This window comes from Sporosarcina sp. resist (assembly GCF_014302295.1).
GTDB classification, from domain to species: Bacteria; Bacillota; Bacilli; order Bacillales_A; family Planococcaceae; genus Sporosarcina; species Sporosarcina psychrophila.
In genome coordinates this window covers 932,088-952,395 of record NZ_CP060287.1, presented here as the reverse complement: position 1 = coordinate 952,395, position 20,308 = coordinate 932,088, and the positions used below count along the sequence as shown (strand labels likewise).

19 protein-coding genes are annotated in these 20,308 nt (G+C 39.8%); 4 read left to right on the top strand and 15 right to left on the bottom strand.

The window, feature by feature from the left end; translation table 11 throughout:
* Positions 1-13: 13 nt before the first annotated feature.
* Both hutI and hutU read right to left on the bottom strand, forming a co-directional pair.
* Positions 14-1,273, bottom strand: a complete 1,260-nt coding sequence (gene hutI, locus H7992_RS04710; protein ID WP_187046775.1) for an imidazolonepropionase — start codon at positions 1,271-1,273, stop codon at positions 14-16.
* Complete coding sequence (gene hutU, locus H7992_RS04705; protein WP_187046774.1) at positions 1,270-2,946, bottom strand: urocanate hydratase; 1,677 nt, start codon at positions 2,944-2,946, stop codon at positions 1,270-1,272. The genes hutI and hutU overlap by 4 nt, the downstream gene beginning before the upstream one ends.
* 1,014 nt (positions 2,947-3,960) lie before the next feature.
* Between hutU and H7992_RS24600 the strand changes: the two genes are divergently transcribed.
* The 3 genes from H7992_RS24600 to H7992_RS04690 all read left to right on the top strand — a co-directional run bounded on the left by H7992_RS24600 (position 3,961) and on the right by H7992_RS04690 (position 7,512).
* Positions 3,961-4,923, top strand: a complete 963-nt coding sequence (locus H7992_RS24600; protein ID WP_255428594.1) for a hypothetical protein — start codon at positions 3,961-3,963, stop codon at positions 4,921-4,923.
* A 203-nt stretch (positions 4,924-5,126) separates the two neighbouring features.
* The gene (locus H7992_RS04695) at positions 5,127-6,641 is read left to right on the top strand and encodes a glycine betaine uptake BCCT transporter (RefSeq protein ID WP_067213849.1); all 1,515 of its coding nucleotides are present in this window, start codon (positions 5,127-5,129) and stop codon (positions 6,639-6,641) included.
* Between the two features lie 172 nt (positions 6,642-6,813).
* Entirely contained in the window at positions 6,814-7,512 is a 699-nt protein-coding gene (locus tag H7992_RS04690) for a ZIP family metal transporter (RefSeq protein ID WP_187046773.1), read from the top strand.
* Positions 7,513-7,577: 65 nt separating this feature from the next.
* Here H7992_RS04690 and H7992_RS04685 read toward each other — a convergent pair whose 3' ends face one another.
* From H7992_RS04685 to H7992_RS04650, 8 genes are all read right to left on the bottom strand, one after another.
* On the bottom strand, positions 7,578-8,588 hold the full coding sequence (locus H7992_RS04685; protein ID WP_370569993.1) for a serine hydrolase domain-containing protein: 1,011 nt from the start codon (positions 8,586-8,588) through the stop codon (positions 7,578-7,580).
* 97 nt (positions 8,589-8,685) lie between these two features.
* Positions 8,686-9,123 carry a hypothetical protein gene (locus tag H7992_RS04680; protein ID WP_067206270.1) on the bottom strand — a complete coding sequence of 146 codons (438 nt, stop codon included), beginning with the start codon at positions 9,121-9,123 and terminating at the stop codon, positions 8,686-8,688.
* A 260-nt stretch (positions 9,124-9,383) separates the two neighbouring features.
* Positions 9,384-9,764 carry a hypothetical protein gene (locus H7992_RS04675; RefSeq protein WP_187046772.1) on the bottom strand — a complete coding sequence of 127 codons (381 nt, stop codon included), beginning with the start codon at positions 9,762-9,764 and terminating at the stop codon, positions 9,384-9,386.
* 75 nt (positions 9,765-9,839) lie between these two features.
* Positions 9,840-10,319, bottom strand: a complete 480-nt coding sequence (locus H7992_RS04670) for a hypothetical protein (protein ID WP_187046771.1) — start codon at positions 10,317-10,319, stop codon at positions 9,840-9,842.
* 476 nt (positions 10,320-10,795) lie between these two features.
* Positions 10,796-11,137 (bottom strand): hypothetical protein, encoded by a 342-nt coding sequence (locus H7992_RS04665; RefSeq protein ID WP_067206265.1) that lies wholly within the window; start codon positions 11,135-11,137, stop codon positions 10,796-10,798.
* Between the two features lie 218 nt (positions 11,138-11,355).
* The gene (locus H7992_RS04660) at positions 11,356-12,852 is read right to left on the bottom strand and encodes a hypothetical protein (RefSeq protein ID WP_187046770.1); all 1,497 of its coding nucleotides are present in this window, start codon (positions 12,850-12,852) and stop codon (positions 11,356-11,358) included.
* Between the two features lie 560 nt (positions 12,853-13,412).
* Positions 13,413-13,862, bottom strand: a complete 450-nt coding sequence (locus tag H7992_RS04655; RefSeq protein WP_255428592.1) for an NUDIX domain-containing protein — start codon at positions 13,860-13,862, stop codon at positions 13,413-13,415.
* A gap of 357 nt (positions 13,863-14,219) precedes the next feature.
* A complete protein-coding gene (locus H7992_RS04650) occupies positions 14,220-14,534 on the bottom strand; it encodes a hypothetical protein (protein WP_067206261.1) in 315 nt (104 codons plus the stop codon).
* 387 nt (positions 14,535-14,921) lie between these two features.
* Between H7992_RS04650 and H7992_RS04645 the strand changes: the two genes are divergently transcribed.
* A complete protein-coding gene (locus H7992_RS04645) occupies positions 14,922-15,176 on the top strand; it encodes a hypothetical protein (RefSeq protein WP_067206259.1) in 255 nt (84 codons plus the stop codon).
* A 464-nt stretch (positions 15,177-15,640) separates the two neighbouring features.
* Here the strand turns inward: H7992_RS04645 and H7992_RS04640 are convergent, their stop codons facing one another.
* The 5 genes from H7992_RS04640 to H7992_RS04620 all read right to left on the bottom strand — a co-directional run bounded on the left by H7992_RS04640 (position 15,641) and on the right by H7992_RS04620 (position 20,099).
* On the bottom strand, positions 15,641-16,198 hold the full coding sequence (locus tag H7992_RS04640) for an NUDIX hydrolase (protein WP_067206256.1): 558 nt from the start codon (positions 16,196-16,198) through the stop codon (positions 15,641-15,643).
* Between the two features lie 175 nt (positions 16,199-16,373).
* Complete coding sequence (locus H7992_RS04635; RefSeq protein WP_187046769.1) at positions 16,374-17,387, bottom strand: zinc-dependent alcohol dehydrogenase family protein; 1,014 nt, start codon at positions 17,385-17,387, stop codon at positions 16,374-16,376.
* 159 nt (positions 17,388-17,546) lie between these two features.
* Positions 17,547-17,849: an ArsR/SmtB family transcription factor gene (locus tag H7992_RS04630; RefSeq protein ID WP_067213845.1), complete on the bottom strand. Its 303-nt coding sequence runs from the start codon at positions 17,847-17,849 to the stop codon at positions 17,547-17,549.
* Positions 17,850-18,399: 550 nt separating this feature from the next.
* Positions 18,400-19,167, bottom strand: coding sequence for a CPBP family intramembrane glutamic endopeptidase (locus H7992_RS04625; protein WP_255428665.1), 768 nt, complete (start codon positions 19,165-19,167; stop codon positions 18,400-18,402).
* Between the two features lie 122 nt (positions 19,168-19,289).
* Positions 19,290-20,099: a MerR family transcriptional regulator gene (locus H7992_RS04620; protein WP_187046767.1), complete on the bottom strand. Its 810-nt coding sequence runs from the start codon at positions 20,097-20,099 to the stop codon at positions 19,290-19,292.
* Positions 20,100-20,308 lie beyond the last annotated feature (209 nt).

The window sequence follows — 20,308 nt, the reverse complement described above, 5'->3', positions numbered from 1 at the left end:
TAATTAATATTAATCATCCAACGACTTTTACACCTTTTTTCCAGACGGACTTAACATGGTTCACCCCGAACAAGTATTGAAGTTCTTGGTAGTTTGAAATGTCCCATAGAACGACATCCCCTTGTTTACCTATTTCCAATGATCCTGTTTTATCTGCCATTTGGATTGCACAAGCCGCGTTATACGTCGCGGCAGTAAGCGCTTCTGCCGGTGTTAGTCGCATCGATATACACGCTAAGTTCATAACAAGTGGCATCGATGTCGTCGGTGAAGATCCGGGATTACAATCTGTCGATATCGCGACCGGTACGCCAGCGTCAATCATCTTGCGCCCTTGTGCTGCTTGCTCCCTAAGATATAACGCGGTTGCTGGCAATAAACAAGCGATTGTTCCGGAATCTGCCATCGCTTTAATTCCTTCATCAGACGCTTTCAATAAATGCTCTGCTGAAATCGCTCCAACTTTCGCCGCCAGTTCCGCGCCGCCATAGGGTTCAATTTCATCCGCATGGATTTTTGGTATCAGACCATACTTTTTCCCTGCTTCTAAAATCCGTTGTGATTGTTCAGGTGTGAAAACACCGACTTCACAAAATACATCATTGAAGACTGCTAGCTTTTCATTGGCAACGGCAGGAAGCATTTCATTGACGACAAGATCTATATACTCGTCTTCCCGTCCTTTGAATTCTGTCGGCACTGCATGTGCACCCATGAACGTTGGCACAAGGTCAATCGCATGTTCTTGCTGCAAGCGTTTCATGACACGGAGCTGTTTTAGTTCCGTTGCCAAATCTAAGCCGTACCCACTTTTCCCCTCGACAGTTGTGACGCCGTGTTTCAGAAACGAATCAAGGCGTTTCTTCGTCTGCTCAACAAGTTCATCTTCAGTTGCTTCACGAGTCATTTTTGTTGTCGCATGAATACCGCCACCTGCATTCATAATTTCCATATAGGTCGCGCCTTCAAGTCGCATTTCAAATTCACGTTCGCGACTGCCACCATAGGCGACATGTGTATGCGGATCGACGATGCCTGGCGTAACGAGATGACCAGTTGCGTCTGTGATTTCCGCTTCATGGGCGCGGTCTTTGAACTGCTCTTCTAATTGTTGAGTCGTGCCGACTGCTCTTATGATCCCATCTTCTATCCAGATACTGCCGTCTTCTATAATTGATAAATCATTCATCGCTTCTTTTATTCGCGGGGCTGTACCAGCTTGGGCTAACGTCGCAAGTTGCGCTGCATGTTTAATCCATATAATTTTTGTCATTCTTCAATCGCCTCTTTTGCCATCATCGGAATGTTGACCCCTTTTTCCCGCGCCGTTTTTTCGGCAAGTTCATAGCCCGCATCAACATGACGGACGATACCCATTCCTGGATCTGTCGTTAATACACGTTCGATTCGAGCTTCTGCTTCTTTGGTTCCATCCGCGACAATAACCATACCTGCGTGAACGGAGTAACCCATCCCAACGCCGCCCCCATGATGAATGGAAACCCAAGTAGCTCCGCCGACTGCGTTAATCATTGCATTCAACAGCGGCCAGTCAGCTACTGCATCCGAACCGTCTTTCATCGCTTCCGTCTCACGGTTTGGCGATGCAACTGATCCCGAGTCGAGATGATCTCGCCCAATGACAATCGGTGCTTTTAATTCGCCCGAAGCGACCATATCATTAATGATTTTTCCAAAGCGGGCACGTTCTCCGTACCCTAGCCAGCAAATCCGTGACGGCAGTCCTTGAAACTGAATTTTATCTTGCGCCATTCGAATCCAGTTGCACAAATGTTTGTTATCACCAAATTCACGTAAAATAACTTCATCTGTTTTATAAATATCTTCAGGATCTCCTGATAGAGCAACCCAGCGGAATGGCCCTTTTCCTTCACAAAACTGTGGACGGATATAGGCGGGAACAAATCCTGGGAAATCGAATGCACGAGTTACGCCTTCATCTTTCGCCACCTGACGAATGTTGTTACCGTAGTCGAACGTAATCGCACCTTTATCCATCATGTCTAGCATTGCTTCGACATGTTTTGCCATCGATGCTTTCGACCGTTTGATATACGCCTCCGGATTTTCCGCTCGCAGTTTCGCGGCTTCCTCTAGTGACATTCCAGATGGAATATAACCGTTTAACGGATCATGTGCAGATGTCTGATCAGTTAACACATCTGGGATAAATCCAATCGCAAGCATCGCAGGAAGCACTTCCGACGCATTACCTAACAGACCGATTGACAGTGCACGGCCCTCTTTTTTTGCTTCTTCAGCAAGACGGATCGCCTCTTCAAGTGAATCTGTTTTCACATCGGTATAGCGTGTTTCAATTCGGCGATCAATTCGCGTTTCATCTACTTCGATACCGATACAGACTCCCCCGGCCATCGTTACCGCTAGCGGCTGTGCAGCCCCCATCCCCCCGAGCCCAGCAGTTAGTGTAATCGTGCCTTTCAGCGACTCTCCAAAATGCTGTTTCGCCAGTTCCGCAAACGTTTCGTATGTCCCTTGCACGATTCCTTGTGAACCGATATAAATCCAGCTTCCCGCCGTCATTTGTCCGTACATCATAAGTCCTTTTTTATCGAGCTCATGGAAATGTTCCCAGTTGGCATAGGCCGGGACTAGATTCGAGTTCGCAATCAATACTTTTGGTGCGTCTGTATGTGACTTGAATATCGCAACTGGTTTCCCCGATTGCACAAGTAATGTTTCATCATTTTCAAGTTCTTTCAACGAGCGGACAATTGCGTCAAACGACTCCCAATTTCGTGCCGCCTTTCCAATGCCACCGTAAACAACAAGGTCATCCGGATGCTCAGCCACTTCCGCGTCTAAGTTATTCATCAGCATACGAAGCGCCGCCTCCTGCTGCCACCCCTTCGTGTTCAACTCAGTCCCACGGTAACGAATAACCTTTTCAGATGCTTTCCCCACTATGAACCCCTCCTTACTATTCTACTAGTATCGTACACGATGAAAGCGCTTTATTGTTCGGTATTCAGAAAATTTAGTCCGTGCTAATAGGGTGCTATTGTAGTGAGATAAAGCAGTGAAGTTACTATATTGTCGGCACTTAATAAATAGAATGTTCTTCTAACACCGCTTTTTCGTTAAACTAGCGAGGTATGCAACCTAGTTAATTCCAAGTAGGTAGTACCGGATATATAGTTGGAGTGGCTTTGATAAACTGAGTAATCCATAGCACGCACCGTGCAACAGGAGTTGGATACTCTACAACAGCGACAATTCTATATCGACAAAACACGTCTGTTGATTAACCATTTTCTTTCAAAAGATACTAATAAGGTAGGCGCAAAAATTTTCATTTGGACCAGTACGTTTTCGGCTCGCTTTCGGCTAAACTAATCACGACAGTTTTACCAATTGGGGAGGAATTGCAGTTCATTCCTCCTTGGTCGTCTTGTCGCGTACCTACAACGTTCAAGTGAAAATTGCAGTTGCTTGCTATATTCAAGAAAGACGCACTCCAGGTTGCGAATTTGATCACAGCTAATGAAATGCGCTTTCTCAAATAGACCATCCAGCGAAGGCGCGTCTTCGTGGTAGCCGTAGCGATAAGACTAAGGAAGGATGCAGTTCAATCCCTTCCAAGTGGTCTTCTTTCTGGCTTATCGCGGGAGGCATCCACAAAGCGGCGAAGCGGTATTGGTAGGAATTCTATTTCATTCCAAGTATCAGAACTTTTCAGCGACCTCTGGAAAGCCCTTGTAAAGCCCAAACGCCGGATTCATTTGGTCAACATCTATAGTAAGCATTATCATTTCCCGCAATCTCTTTTCCCACCAATTCCAAGTCAGTCCAAACCCACCCCCATTCCCTTTGTCAGATTAGTCCGGCGAAACTAAAAAACCTTCCGAAAAAAAAAGTCCATTCCCTTTCACCCATCGTCGCATAGGATAAAGAGAATCGCTTGGAAGGAGTGAACGAATGGTCAACATGCAACCAGGTGGTCAAGGGGAACAGCAATGGTACCCTAAATTACCTGAAGGATATGAAGCAAACCGGGCGCAAGATACGTCTGGGTATGCGAATGATAGCTGGTCACCAGGTATGGGAATGTCCGGACAGGGGATGCAAGGTTTTTCATCTGGGCAAGGGATGTCTGGACACGATATGCAAGCTTTCTCTCCAGGGCAAGAGATGCAAGGTTATGACATGCAAGCTTTCTCTCCAGGGCAAGAGGTACAGGGCTACGACATGCAAGCTTTCTCTCCTGAGCAAGAGATGCAAGGTTATGACATGCAAGCTTTTTCTCCAGGGCAAGAGGCACAGGGCTACGACATGCAAGCTTTTTCTCCAGGGCAAGAGGCACAGGGCTACGACATGCAAGCTTTTTCTCCAGAGCAAGAGATGTCAGGTTACGGGATGCCTGAACAGGAAATGGTTGCTTTCCACTCAGGACACGACATGCAGGGGTTTGCACCGCCAGGACGGCCGCCGGGCCAAGGAATGCCCGGATTTGGTCCGCCGGGACGACCACCTGGGCCAGGAATGCCCGGATTTGGTCCTCCAGGACGACCGCCGGGCCAAGGTAGTCCTGGATTTGGTCCTCCAGGATGGCCACCGGGACCAGGAATGCCGGGATTTGGTCCTCCAGGACGACCACCGGGCCAAGGACAACCGGGCGGACAACAAGCCCCATCATCTCCGCCACCAAATACCATACCAGCTTATCCAAGTACCCAGTTGTTTGCAGTAGATCCAGGTGCAATCCGTGGTTGTCTCTACCGCTATACCTATGTCTGGCTATCCAGAAGACAAGGTTTTTGGTTTTTCCCAGTCTTTGTCGGACGTACTTCTGTCGCCGGTTACAGATGGCGTAATAGGCAAAGAAGATGGGAATACATGGGGATCGACCTTAATCGAATCGACAAGTTCTCCTGTTTTTAATTAGCTACTTTCTATTATCTATGCTCACTTAATGAAAAAAACGATTCCATCACCGATGGAATCGTTTTTTATTGAGCTTATCTGTTTAACAATGACAGAGAGAGGGAATGTAATTAGAGGTGCGTGCATGGTAATGAAGAATAATGGACAAGATTAGTCTAAATGATGTGTACCATTATCTTATAAGAAAAATAGGTGATTTGATGAAAAAGGTATCAGGTGTTTTTTGGATTTCGGTCGGTCTAATAGGTTTGATAGTTTTATTCGGAGCATTTGCACCTGAAAGCTTCGAAAACGTAACAGAGAATATGAAAAACTTCATAACTTCATCATTCGGCTGGTATTATTTACTCGTTGTCACTGGAATTGTACTGTTCTGCCTGTTCTTTATCGTCAGTCCAATTGGGCAGATTACGCTCGGAAAACCTGATGAGAAGCCTGAGTATTCTCGAATGAGCTGGTTCGCAATGCTGTTTTCAGCAGGAATGGGGATTGGACTTGTCTTTTGGGGAGCAGCCGAACCTTTATCCCATTTTGCTATAGACCCCGCAACTGAACTGCCAGGAACCGACGCTGCTTTTCGTGAATCGATGCGCTTCACATTTTTCCATTGGGGTATTCATGCATGGGCGATTTACGCTGTAGTTGCCATGTCACTTGCGTATTTCCAATTCCGTAAAGGGGAACCTGGATTGATTTCCTCAACTTTGAAGCCCCTTTTTGGAGATCGGATGAACGGTCCTTTAGGCACATTGGTCAATCTACTCGCTATCTTCGCGACGGTAGTAGGGGTTGCAACGACTCTAGGGTTTGGAGCTATTCAAATCAACGGCGGATTATCTTATGTATTCGATATCCCCATCAATTTTACCGTTCAAATTATCATCATCATTATCGTAACAATTTTATTTGTTGCTTCTGCTTGGTCAGGTATAGGTAAAGGAATTAAATATTTATCTAATATCAATATGGTACTTGCGGTCATCTTACTGATACTTGTTATCATACTTGGACCTACTATGTTAATCTTCAATACATTTACCGATACAATCGGTCTTTACTTGCAAAACTTACCCCGTATGAGTTTCCGGGCAGCACCGCTTGATGATGCCAATCGTACGTGGATTAATGGTTGGACTATTTTTTATTGGGCGTGGTGGATTTCATGGTCCCCATTTGTTGGTATCTTCATTGCCCGCGTATCACGTGGAAGAACCATCCGGGAATTCTTAGTTGGTGTCTTGATGCTCCCCACATTGCTTAGCTTTTTCTGGTTTTCCGTTTTCGGTGCCACGGCAATGGATGTACAAATGAAAGGAACTGACTTATCTGGATTGAAAACAGAAGAGACACTTTTCGCCATTTTCAATGGGATGCCAATGTCAATGTTTCTATCGATTTTAGCAATTATCCTCATTGCCATCTTTTTCATCACATCCGCAGATTCTGCCACATTCGTGCTCGGAATGCAGTCAACTTACGGATCGCTTAATCCGCCAAATATTGTGAAACTGACATGGGGTGTTGCACAAGCAGCAGTTTCCATCATTCTGCTCTCTGCCAACGGGCTAACCGCACTGCAGAATGCATTGGTTATTGCTGCATTCCCCTTCTCCTTCGTCATCATTTTAATGATGATTTCGTTTTATAAGGCTCTTGATAAAGAACGAACGGAGATGGGACTGATGGTGAGACCTTATTCGAAGAAGAGGAAATAGTAATTTGAAAAGCCAAGACTGAGCCGTGTGCTCAACCTTGGCTTTTCTTTTTATGTTCTCCAACTTATTTAAATGCCTCTCCCACATTATTGCTTTGAAAGTTGTACTTCATAGATGCGAGCAATCTGCATATATTTCGTAGAGAGGTTTTACGAATTATAATGGGTAGGTGATGAAAGTGAGTGCAATATTACTTGGCAGTTTTCTTTTTTTAAGTGTAAGCTTCGGAGGTGGAATTGCTTGGCTAGTATCTAAACTATTCCACAATTCAACCGCAGGATTATCACTCCTATGCGGTGGATTTTTAGTAGGATTACTGGCACTTGATATCATTCCAAGCGCATTGAAGATGTATAAGTCTTTCGGTATCATACTGGGGGTATTCATTGGATACCTATTTTTTCTAGTGCTTCGCAATTTATTCCACCCATCTGCTGGTCAAAGTCCTTCCGTTTACTTGCTCATGCTTGCCATACTCATCCATACAATCCCGCTAAGTATGACCATTGGCAGCTTAATGGAGAGTTCAATAGTCGGCATCACAATTACAGCTTCTGTAATTCTGCATCATCTTCCGGAAGGTTTTGCACTTACAACTGCTTTTCTTTCGCAAAGGAAAAAGCCATGGAAGTTATTTTTAGGTTTCCTCAGCTTATCGCTATGCTTTAGCCTATTCATCTGGATCGGGCATTACGTAAATCTGTCTACCAAAGAGCAAGGTGTTCTAATGGGGATCTCCATTGGCCTCATTGCAACTACAAGCATTAGTGAATTCATCCTGCATAATCTAAAGCTGGTACCTCCAAGATCTTTTATCACCTATATTTTTACGGGTTATTTACTAAGTACTCTATTTCATCTGTTGTTATAATTTTAGGCAATATGGATGAAAGATAGCCGACTCTTCACTTAAGCACCTGTTAGTTAAATGAGAAATTATTCAGAAAATATATCAGCTACTAAATTACTAAATTCTCTTAAATAATAGAGATAATTTTTCCCGTCAATTCCTTCATAGTTATATCTTTTGTTATACATCTTTGCAACAACAACATTATATTCAGGTATTACTAATAAAGTTGGACCTGTTACCCCTATTATTTGAAAAGCACCTTTAGGCACTCGGTCTCCAATCTCGCTTTTTAATGACGGAGTTCCTTGAACAAACCAAAACGCACCATTCAATGGGGTTTCTGCATTTTTATATGTAGGGCTTTGAACTTGTGTTGCAATTTCAATTACTTCTTTTGGAACAACTTGTTCTCCATTTATATTTCCTTTTCTTAAATGAAGATTGCCCCAATGTGCAAATTCTCGAGCAGAGACATAAAGGTTAGACTCAGTTCCATCATTTGAATTGCCCAGTTTAGATGTTGCCTCTTCGTTAGGATTAACAATAACTTTAACTAAATTTTCATTTTCTTTTGTTTGCCAAGCTGTTTCCTTATAACCTAAAGGTAAAAAGATTCTTTCGTGTAACAATTCAGAAACACTTTGGTTGTATAGTTGTTTAATTAATTGTGTCATCATTAATACATTAATCCCTCTATACGCCCACCCTTGACCTGGGTCAAACTCTCTATAAACCATTCCATACTCGTCCTCATTTAAACCATGAGAATGCGTAATTAAATTTCTAATGGTTGTTCTACCAAGTAATTCTTTATCAAATTCTTCAAAGTAATTTACTGCATAATCATCAAGACTTTTAATTTTACCTTCATGGATTGCATATGCAACAGCTAGCCCTAAATAACTTTTTCTCGCCGATGCAACATTAAACTGTGAAAATTGCGTTATAGGCAATGAACCTTCTCTATTAGAGTGGCTTCCACTGTAATGCTCTAGTACCATTTCATCATCCTTAAGTATAAGCAATGCCGATGCGGAGCAGTGATTTAGCTCCTTTATATCTTCAACCCATGAGATTAATTTTTGATATCTAATATCCAACTTTGTGTCCTCCTTTCTTTTGTCAAATTCAACAAAAAATAGATTAAACCATGTTAAACGAACCTACCCCGTTAGTTACAATAAGCACCTATTAATTAAGTGTGAATTCTTTTTCAAGAAAAGTAACTACATCTTTCCAATCTACTATTGGTGAATGTTCTTCATATTCAAATGCTCCCAAATTCACATTAGCATCTGGTTCATCTTCATAAAGTGAAAACTCTCTTATTAACGTACCATTTTTTATTACTATAAGTTCTGCATTTAAATCTTCATCATAGTAAGCATAGATAACAGATCTACCATTTGCCAGTTTCGTCCATGCCTGATTCGATAAACCAAAGAATGCTCCTCCTTCAAAGTCCACAAAATATGTCCATCCATCTTCAGTTTCAGAAATGTGTACTGATTTATCAACACAATCCCCGTACTCATCCAACTCAAATTCAATCTCTTCATTCATCCAACTACAATATTTTTTTTTAGCTTCTTCTAAAGATAAATTAATTTTAAAACAACATTCTTTCATTTTTATTCATCAGCCTCACTTCACTTTACAATGCACCTTAACTTTTCATTCTTATTAAACAACCCTACCTGTTAGGCTAACTCCAACGACCATGATGCATCACAGACTGTCGCACCCAATACGAGTAGCGCTTACGGGCGATTAATCCTCCCTTGCTTATTGCACCAGCCTTGCCTATATTCTCTGAAGAATGGGGCTGTTTTTTTATTTTCATGGGAGTTTAGTAGAATACTTCACAAACTTTTTTCTCCTCCAACTTATCATTTCCTTTTACTTTTAAGCGTTTTTGCAAATACATAACCACTTAATCCTAGTGACGCACTAATCACATAGCATTTATAATTATTCTTTTGTAAGTATTTTTCGAGTTCATTCGTATCATCGTAGCAAATCGGCCAAGCATATAATTTATGGGACTCAAATTGTTCTCTGTTCCCTACGAAAAATGTATTCAAATCTACTTCTTCAATATCAAATAAAATACTTCCCGCCATTACATGATCGAAATAATGTGCTAAGTAATCCTCGAATGTAACTGTTACAATTTCATCTGCCACCGTTTCGATATCTAATAGCAATTCATTTTCAAGAAAATTTACTGAGTACCCAATTAACACACCATCGTGAATAGATATTGTCATTCACTTCCTCCTATATACTGCCGCGTTGTATGAAAAATCAATTAGAATTACCCATGGCAATCCTACGATACTTTACTAAAAAACCTGGATTAAATGCTTTTCTATTTTAAATTTAAATTCTCTAATACTTAAGTTTGTTTCTGCGTCGAGAATACTTATTTCTATTGTTATCGTATCCCAACTTTCCAAATATGTACGCTTCACAAACCTTTGAAAACCTCTTATTTCAGAGTATTTCTCCATATACTGGGGCTTTTCATGGGATAAATCATTAATACTTTCATCTATTTCCCATTTGCCGAATTGAATATTTATGTCTCGATCAAGTTTATTTTGTGTATCAAAACCAAAAAACATGTCTCCTGTTTCTTCGTTATAATAAATCCCCATTACTTTCAAATAAAACTTAGTATCATTAATCAACAATAGTTGAATTCCTATATTATCCTCTTGATCCCCAACCCATTCCTTCCACTGTTCTTTAGTCCACATGTCCATTTTACTTGTATCAAATGTGTTCATAGTGAAATCAACATTAATATTTTCTTTTGTCATTTCCTTCGCACCCTTTAATTATCTTAATATGGTTAACCCTTTCAGTTAACTTGCTGCGTTAGTTGAAGTAGAAGGTAAAGGATTGTCTCCATGAGATCAAACCTTATACATCTCCAATCCAGATCAACTTAAAATCCGTTCATGGAAATATTTAACTTCATTACTCAATAAGTTATGACACATGCAATAGATAAAAGTCTTCCTATGTAAATGAAAGAGGGACTTTTCGCAAATCTAACATATTTATATTGTGTTTGATTCATAACTTTTTCAAGCAGATCTAGTAGACGCAATGCCCGTTTTAGGAAATATTTAATTTCATTAAGAAAAAGCTGCCCTGTAAAGGCAGCCGATTGTTTAACTAAAGTAACTTGTTAGTTGAAGAAATTATATTTCAAGAAAAATATTCTCAGATCAAAATTATGTCTATCATTTTATTTAGGTGGATTTAGTTGCCACGAAAATCCAAGCTATTTTTATTTAATGTGTAATTCTACCGAAAAGGGGTTTTTGCTGTTTTTGGAAACCTTAATACTTGAGCTGCCCATTTTTTGGATAATCTCGAAAATAACCTGCCCCTTTACATTTGACACGTCTATTCTATAGACTTTTTCTGCATCAGGATCTAGGGTATCTATATGTGCAGGTTGATTATCGACATAAACAGGTAATAATTCCTTTGTCGGTGAATTTTTACTGTATGCATTTATGGTGAATTGACGACTAAGTTCTTGGTTCTTATTTTTAACTTTTACATATAGGTTATCGCTATCTTCCTCCGTAGAAATCATACAGCGTGAGACATTTGTTTTTGTCATGTAGCCTCCTCCGATTCTTTTCTATTCTTTTTTGAGAGAATTAATAGCGTCAAGGATAGCTTTGCGATTACTATATTCACTTTGTAATAACTCATTCATTATATTAGTGAATTTAGAAACTAGAGGTTCTATATTGTCTGAATTCTGGTTACCCATTAAGCTTTCCATCATAATAAGATTAGATAGAGTCATAGCCATAAATCCAGCACTATTATCGGTTACGTTGATAACGGTATTGTTTCCATTTGTAAAGGTATTGTTTCCAGCGTTTGCGGTAGCAGTTGAGTCAGCATCACCAGTTGCATCAGCGTCTCCAGTTGCATCGGCATCACCAGTCGCATCGGCGTCTCCAGTCGCAGTTGCATCACCAGATGCGGTTGCATCGGCATCACCAGTTGCATCAGCGTCTCCAGTTGCATCAGCGTCTCCAGTTGCATCGGCGTCTCCAGTTGCGTCGGCGTCTCCAGTTGCATCGGCGTCTCCAGTTGCATCGGCGTCTCCAGTTGCATCGGCGTCTCCAGTTGCGTCGGCGTCACCAGTTGCATCGGCATCACCAGTTGCATCGGCGTCTCCAGTTGCATCGGCATCACCAGTTGCATCGGCATCGGCGGTTGCATCAGCATCACCAGTTGCATCGGCGTCTCCAGTTGCGTCGGCATCACCAGTTGCATCAGCGTCTCCAGTTGCATCGGCGTCTCCAGTTGCATCGGCATCGGCGGTTGCGTCGGCGTCTCCAGTTGCATCGGCGTCTCCAGTTGCATCGGCGTCTCCAGTTGCATCGGCATCGGCGGTTGCATCGGCGTCACCAGTTGCATCGGCGTCACCAGTTGCATCGGCGTCACCAGTTGCATCGGCGTCTCCAGTTGCATCGGCATCGGCGGTTGCATCGGCATCACCAGTTGCGTCGGCATCACCAGTTGCATCGGCATCGGCGGTTGCATCGGCATCACCAGTTGCGTCGGCATCACCAGTTGCATCGGCGTCACCAGTTGCATCGGCATCACCAGTTGCGTCGGCGTCACCAGTTGCATCGGCGTCACCAGTTGCATCGGCATCAGCTGTTGCGTCAGCATCAGCTGTTGCGTCGGCATCGGCGGTTGCATCGGCGTCACCAGTTGCATCGGCATCACCAGTTGCATCGGCATCACCAGTTGCATCGGCATCGGCAGTTGCGTCGGCATCAGCAGTTGCGTCGGCATCGGCGGTTGCATCGGCGTCACCAGTTGCATCGGCGTCACCAGTTGCGTCGGCGTCACCAGTTGCGTCGGCGTCACCAGTTGCATCGGCATCGGCGGTTGCATCGGCATCGGCGGTTGCATCGGCATCACCAGTTGCATCAGCATCACCAGTTGCATCGGCGTCTCCAGTTGCATCGGCATCACCAGTTGCATCGGCATCACCAGTTGCATCGGCATCGGCGGTTGCATCGGCATCACCAGTTGCATCGGCGTCACCAGTTGCATCGGCATCAGCAGTTGCGTCAGCATCAGCAGTTGCGTCGGCATCAGCTGTTGCATCAGCTGTTGCGTCAGCATCAGCTGTTGCGTCGGCATCAGCTGTTGCGTCGGCATCAGCTGTTGCGTCGGCATCAGCGGTTGCATCGGCATCACCAGTTGCATCGGCGTCACCAGTTGCATCGGCATCAGCTGTTGCGTCGGCATCAGCGGTTGCGTCGGAGTCACCAGTTGCGTCGGCATCAGCAGTTGCGTCAGCATCAGCAGTTGCGTCAGCGTCAGTGTTAACTATCCATGGATACCGAGCATCGCATCGTCTGCAAAATTTTTCAAGATTTTCACTTTTGTAATGACAATATTCACATTTCCAATTACTCATTTTTGTACCTCCTTTCTAAATAATGATCAAGTTGAAAAATAATAATCAACCTGTCTGGATAGCATATGTCTTTAAAAATTATTGAACTAGTTAATCTGACTAACTAACTAAATCAAAAATTTATTAGGTAGAGTTATAGTCTCTATTAAGCACAGAACCGCATGAGCAGTTATAGACTCGCTCCGCTAACGCACCCGTTTGCTTAATAAGATGACAGCTCTCTTGTAAGTGAATGCTTTCCGAATGAACCTCTTTCATAATTATCATCCTATTAATTTCTTTTGATTTTCAATAAAATGGCCTGATAATGAAAATCCAGGCCCTTCTTTCTTCCATTAAAAAAACTCCCTTTTACGGGAGATCCTTTATGTTGAACTATTGAAAATAAGACTTCAGTAGTTAAAAAAAACAAGTTTCTGTATAACTAGTTAGGATAAAAAAATTAAAAATCAACGGTCTCTTTGATAGTTGACCATTGAATTTTGGGATTAAATTCATTGCTAGTCATCATCGTTCCAACAAATATATCATCGGTATTAGTTATGTTATTCAAATAGTGTTCAATAGTTGAACTGATAACTTTTGAGGTGTATAAACCTGATAATTCATTCTTAGGAACCCAAAATAATTCCCCTTCGTCTGAAGGAATAAAGTTCATATGCTTTGTTTCTCCAAAGTAGACATATTGCTGACGTATTTCCCCGCTATTCTTCTCAAGCAGTATGTATTCAAGCCTGAAATTTTTGATGTCATCCTTTTTAAATCCTGTCTCTTCTTCAATTTCCCTGTAACTTGCCGTCATTGGAGAATTAAGTTCATCGGATTCCATATGACCTCCAATTCCACCCCAAAATTCAAAATTAAAGATTTTACTTTTTTTCTTTTTCATCATTAGTACACTTCCTTGATGAATTAAGAATGCAGTAGCCATTTGTCGGACTTCCAATAATACCATCCTCTCTAATTCTACAATTATTTTTTAAACTAAAAGAGCATTATACGATCAAAAATCCTACTACATATAATGGCCCTTCAATGGAATAACATTATTATTACTTAACAGGTACCTGATCTACAGGTAAAACCGAAATCCCTTCTATATAGAGATAGGAAATTCCGGTTCACCTTTTTCATAAAAAATTTGATCATTTCAATAAGCCTTCTTCAACTGAACTACCCCTTTAGTCTTCCCCGCCACTTCGATAAGACCGGTAATTCAGACTTTTATAATACTGAGTTCCTAGGTTATTCATTTTAAATGATGATTTTTCTTATCCAAAATGCCATGTACTACAACTAACACAAGAATTGTTATGATTAAAATTTTGTATATCAACCGTTGATCTAAATAAAAATAAGCTATTAAAGACAAAATGCCTAAACAAATTGCCAAAATCTCTAACTTCTTTGGCTTACTCAGCAGACTCCCTAACAGAGCAAGAGTTGAACCACTTATCATAAGTATAGGAAGGTAGTTTGCATACGTATCTTCTAAGTCAAAAAACGGTCCTAAAGCAATAAGAATAAAACCTAACCATTGAAGCACTTTTCCTAATTTGTTCATCCTTGAGAACCCCCGGTCATTTGACACTTTTCTTCAACTAACCGCCATACATGTAGCGCAAAATCAGCGCTACACCACAGAAGTTGAAAATATGTGCAGAACTGTTATTGGATACTACGGCTTGCGAAGAAGGTCGATGAACTATGGTGCCATAGAACCCTATCCGTTAGTTATACTCCAACGACCACTGTGGCATCACAGACTGTCGCACCCAATACGGGCGGTATTTCCGGAAAATAAATCCTATTATAGTTAATGTACCAGCCTTGCCAATATTGAACAAATTTTGTAAAAAATTCGATTTAATTACGTAGACAAGACGAACTTTGACAATTCAATAATCGGGCTATTTGATTTAGTATTCGGTATTCAGGAGGGGTAAGATAGATGAACTCAATCTATTCTAAATCGTTGTTTGTAAACCTGCTTTTACTATGGCTTACAGCTTGCAATGAAATAACGGAAATAGAAAAAGAATATATGGATGCGGAACCAGCTACGAAACTATTAAGAGACTACTTGACAGATCACCGCGCTGAACTAGTAGAGGAAAGAGTAATTGTAACAGCGTATGGTCCTGATGAACTTAATAATGTTCTCGAAGTAAATCTCATAAAATTGAACAGGAAGAAGGAGAAATAATTTAAAAAGATATTGCATCAGGAAGTAAGACGGAAACTGGAACAGGGAGGATACCTCATAAGGCAAGAAACATTTACAACAAATTAGAACAAACGAATGTATGATCTTCCAGAGATGAAAAATTATTGGAAATGTATAACTTGTTAAGCTATCAGGCGAAATTGTGGCACAACATAGCTATAAAATGAGCAACCTTCATTTTAATGCCTCACCTCACGCATTTTAACGCCCCCCCAATCTAACTTAAGTTAATTCTAAAATGCGTTAAGTTAGATTCAAATGAGCACCGAAAAAAATGGATGACTAAAAAACAGCTTCATCCCCTATGTAGCAAGAGCTGAGGCTGTCTTTATGAATCTAACATAGTTCTATTGTGTTAGATTCGCAAGTTTTTTTGAATACACTTATACCGATGTTTTATTTCAATAAATCGTTCGGAATCCGAATCCTTCCTATAATTAGTGTTATACATTAAAAAACGTGTAGCCATTAAATTCTGTTTTTGGTAAGGGGTTCAATTTTAATCCAATCGTTTGATGATCAAAAGCGATTCGTACCAGTCCACGAGTCATATCAGCAACATTCATTGATTCCATTTCCTCCAATGAGAAAAAGCCTGCACCATCTACTTCAACTTCATCTGGTTGTGGCTGCCCTTCTAAATATTCCATCAAAAATCCAATATAAATATTATGTACTCGACCTGGATAATCCCCCAACATTACGATCGATTTCACTTTTGTAGTTACACCTGTTTCTTCTAATACTTCACGTATGACACTTTGTTCAATAAGTTCTGTTTGACCAATATAACCACCGGGGTTTGTCCATTTCCCTTTCCCAGGATTATCTTTACGGCGAACGAGTAACATTTTTTCCTCTTTTATGACTAAAGCTCCAACACTTACACTGTAATTTCCCCAATGAATAAATGAACAGCTTGAACATGCTTTATACTCTTCATCATTAATGACACGTATTTCTAACACTTCTCCACAGTTCGAGCAATAATTCATTCCCATATAAAAACCTCCATATAATTCGTCATAACTATTTTTTTCAGATAAATAACAAAAGCCCGAGGATACTATGCTCCAAGGACTTTTATATTTATTTAGCGTTGTTACTTTTTGATTGAAATAAATTAAGATAAATAGTCGGGCTATAAACCAATATAAAGTTTGAATATATGCTTCCTCATTCAGATACTTTGATTACGATTTTACCGAATGCTCCACGACCCAGATGCTCATAGGCTTGGATTGCATCAGAAAAGGGATAAACTGTGTCAATCACGGGTTTAATGTTCAGTTCATTAAATGCTTTGTTCATTTCATCGAAAGCTTTCCGATGCCCCACAAAGATACCTTGTATACGCGCTTGTTTGGACAACAATGAAAACAAATTTACTTCTGCCATCATACTCTTCAGGAACCCAATGACATAGATATTTCCTTGTTGTGCAAGAGCATCAATGGAACGGTTAATACTATCTCCACCAACAACTTCTAAAATATGCTGAGCTCCCTTACCATCCGTGAGCTTTAATACTTCTTTTTCCCAATCCGGTGTTTTCACATAGTTTATAACTTCTTTTGCTCCTAGAGCCCTTACTCGTTCGCCCTTTTCGTCACTGCTAGTTGTGACAATAACTCTTGCCCCTAGTGCAGAAGCGATTTGAATCGCATAGATTGATACTCCCCCCGTACCAAGAATAAGTACTGTATCGCCGGCTTTTATTTTTCCATATTCAACTAAAGAAAACCAAACTGTTAAGGCTGCAATCGGAAGTGTAGACGCTTCTTCATCTGTCATATTAGAAGGTGTCATTACCGCTGCGTCTTCGTCTAGGAGCATATATTCCGCAAGACCACCATCATTAGGTCCACCCACTGCAGTTGGGCCATAGTCCTCGGTTGGTGCTCCATCAGTCCATTTTGTGTAAAGATGGGAAACCACCCGGTCACCTTCATTAAATTTTGTTACCTCTGAACCCACACCGATTACAACTCCAGCTGCATCCGATACGGGTGTGAAAGGTTTACTCATTAAGTCTGGTAAATAATCACCATCCATAATTGATTTATCCCGGAAATTGAGGGATACAGCCTTCACACGTACCAACAGTTGTTTAGGACCTGGTTTCGGAATATCCACATCTACTAATTTTAAGTTTTCCAATCCTACGCCTTGCTTTTTCCATGCTTTCATATTCATCTTTTCCTCTTTCCTTAAATATATATTTGCAATAAGAATATTATTTATAACCACTTATTAGTCTAAACGACTCGCAACACAGAAATACATATCCCGAATTGTCGATGTGTAAGTGATAACAATAACCAAATTCATAACGGAATTTGGTTATTGTTATAGTTCTGTTTGAATGAATATACCAAGGTTTCTTATTGCTTCCTCATCCCTTTTGTAATAAGTCCATTTACCTAACCTTGTGGCCTCAATTAAACCCGCTTTTTGTAAGGTTGACAAGTATTGGGAAGCAGTAGATTGAGTCATGTTTAACTTATTTGTTATTTGACTAACGCAAACACCAACTTCAACTAAATCAATCCCATCCTGTGGTTCAAAATGATCCGAAGGATCTTTAAGCCATTCTAGGATTTGCAGCCGAGCATCATTTGAAAGTGATTTAAAAATATTTATCTTATCCATGTTCACATTATACATCGACAAAAACCAATTTGTCAATTTAATAAACATTAATATCTCTATAGGTTGAAATCTATCTCCCCCCAAAACCGTTCCTGACCTTTTATCGGTCTATTTATGACACCTCCAATAATTTAAAAAGTCCCCCTTTCTTAATAAAAGAGACTATTTACAAATCGATATAAGCTAGGTAAAAGAAGTACGATAAAAACAGCAGACAGTTTAGAATTAGCAAAAGAACTACAAGTAGCAGTTAAGGCTGGTGAAGAAGAACTATTAATGTTTAATGGTCAAACTTTTAATTACCCAAATGAAAAAGGTGACCATTTAATTGAGGTAAATCTTACTGCTGATTTTGGAACGGCTAAATATGTTGGAAATATTTTAGTGAAGTAATATTAAATACTTTAGAAAAAAACTACTATGTAGAGGCAGTCCCTTCTTCAACTAAAGCCCCTGTTAGTTGAAGGAGGTCTACATAAAAAAACTTACTTTACTTTTAGTGTACTATTTTTTCGATACAAACTTTGCACAAACCAGATGCTCCATTTAATTACCTCAATAAGCACTTTTTATAATTAACTAAAACTAAAACTATAGCCACTATTAAATATATTACAGAGGTAACTGTAAGAATATTAAGTACGTTTCCAACTTGAATGACCAAAAAATAATTGAAAAGTTGGTGAATCATAATAGGAATAATGAGATTATGATTCAAGTTATAAAATGCAGTTATGATGATTGATACAGCAACAATGCCACACAAGAAATAAATGATATATTGCACCAATTGTAATCCTGAGTATCCTGACATAAGCCATAACGGTGTATGCCAGAAGCCCCAAGCCAATCCAACGATAATGGCTGATTTTAATGGACTGAATCTTTTTTGCAAATCATTTAATACAAATCCCCTCCACCCTAATTCTTCCCCGAGTGGTCCAAGAATTAAATTGTAGCCAAATAAGATAAGAAGTGAAGTCCATGAAGCAGTAAATTGTTCATATACGGGCACATTCCATACTTTGTTTGTCATTAATAAACTACCAATTAAAAGCAAAAATTGAATAAGAACGATACACAATACAGTCGATATTCTGATTCTTTCCCTAAATTGGCTTTTTATAAAGTTCCATAGGTTCCATTGGGGATAGATTTTACGGAACATTGTTACGAAGACAAATGTAGACGTCCATGATGATAGCACGATTAATATATCTACTACGAGCTGAGACTTTAAAAAAAACATCGTCAGCCCTATGACAAGAAGAAATACAAAGAACATGACATAGGTCCATATAATATATTTTTTTACCATTCCACTCAAACCAAACACCCTCCTATTTATATAAATAACCAATAGAACAGTTTGCACTTGTTCCATTGGTTATAAAGATAAACTATGGTGTTACCCCCAGGTCAATATCAATAAAAAGTATTTTACTCTTCTTCAACAGGAACATATATTTCTAAGAAGGCTCGTTCTTTGTTATCAAGATATGTAATAAGACGAGTATTAACAAAAGCAACCCCTTTTGGTTTAAGTCCTTGTTCGTTTCCCCATTCCACAGTAGATTCAAAAACTTTATATTTAATATCACTATTTCCATTTTGATACCTGCCATCCTCAACAATTGTATAGATGCATTTAGAATATTGTAAATAACATCCGATATTTTCCTTATGTATTGTTTCATGCTTTTCAACAATATACATCTTGGAATCTAGAAACCCGTTTTCATCAAAAGTAAATTTCCTCATGATTTTGCTAAGAATATCATCCTTCATCATATCCATATTTTGCAATAAAGCAGGATACTCCAGAAAGGAATAAAAGTCAGAAAACTCATCAATTACTTCATAGGTTGGGAATTTCCTTATGGAGTATTGGTTTAAGTGTTCTTTTAATTCCTCACAGAATACTTTTGTTTCTTTTATTTTTTGAAGCATGAATTTTTTATTTCGTATGGTTTCTTCTAATTGTTCGGCTTTTACTTCTAATAAAGTTTCCAGTTCTTCTATTGCTCTTCCTTCTTGTAGTTTTCTAACTTCTTTCATCGATAAGTTTCTCTTTATATAAAAATCCGCTACCAATAATGTATATATATCATAATCATTATACTGTCGATAATTATTTGATTCATCATGGTTTGGTTTTACAATTCCTTGTTTCTCGTAATACCTAAGTGCATCTCTTGATACACCCAGAATTTCAAATAATTGACTTGTTCTATAAGTATTCCTTTCCATTTCATATTGACCTCCTAAAGATATAATATTCAGTGAGTAATTTTAAATAATTACTATACAATCACGGACCTTATTAATATGATCGAATATTTATTCTCAATCTTCATAATTATGTTAACATAAATATTCAATTAAAGTTTATCTCCCCTCTAAGCCATCCTTTAGAGGGGAGATAACTTTAATCATTTTTAAAAAATAATAAATCTTTA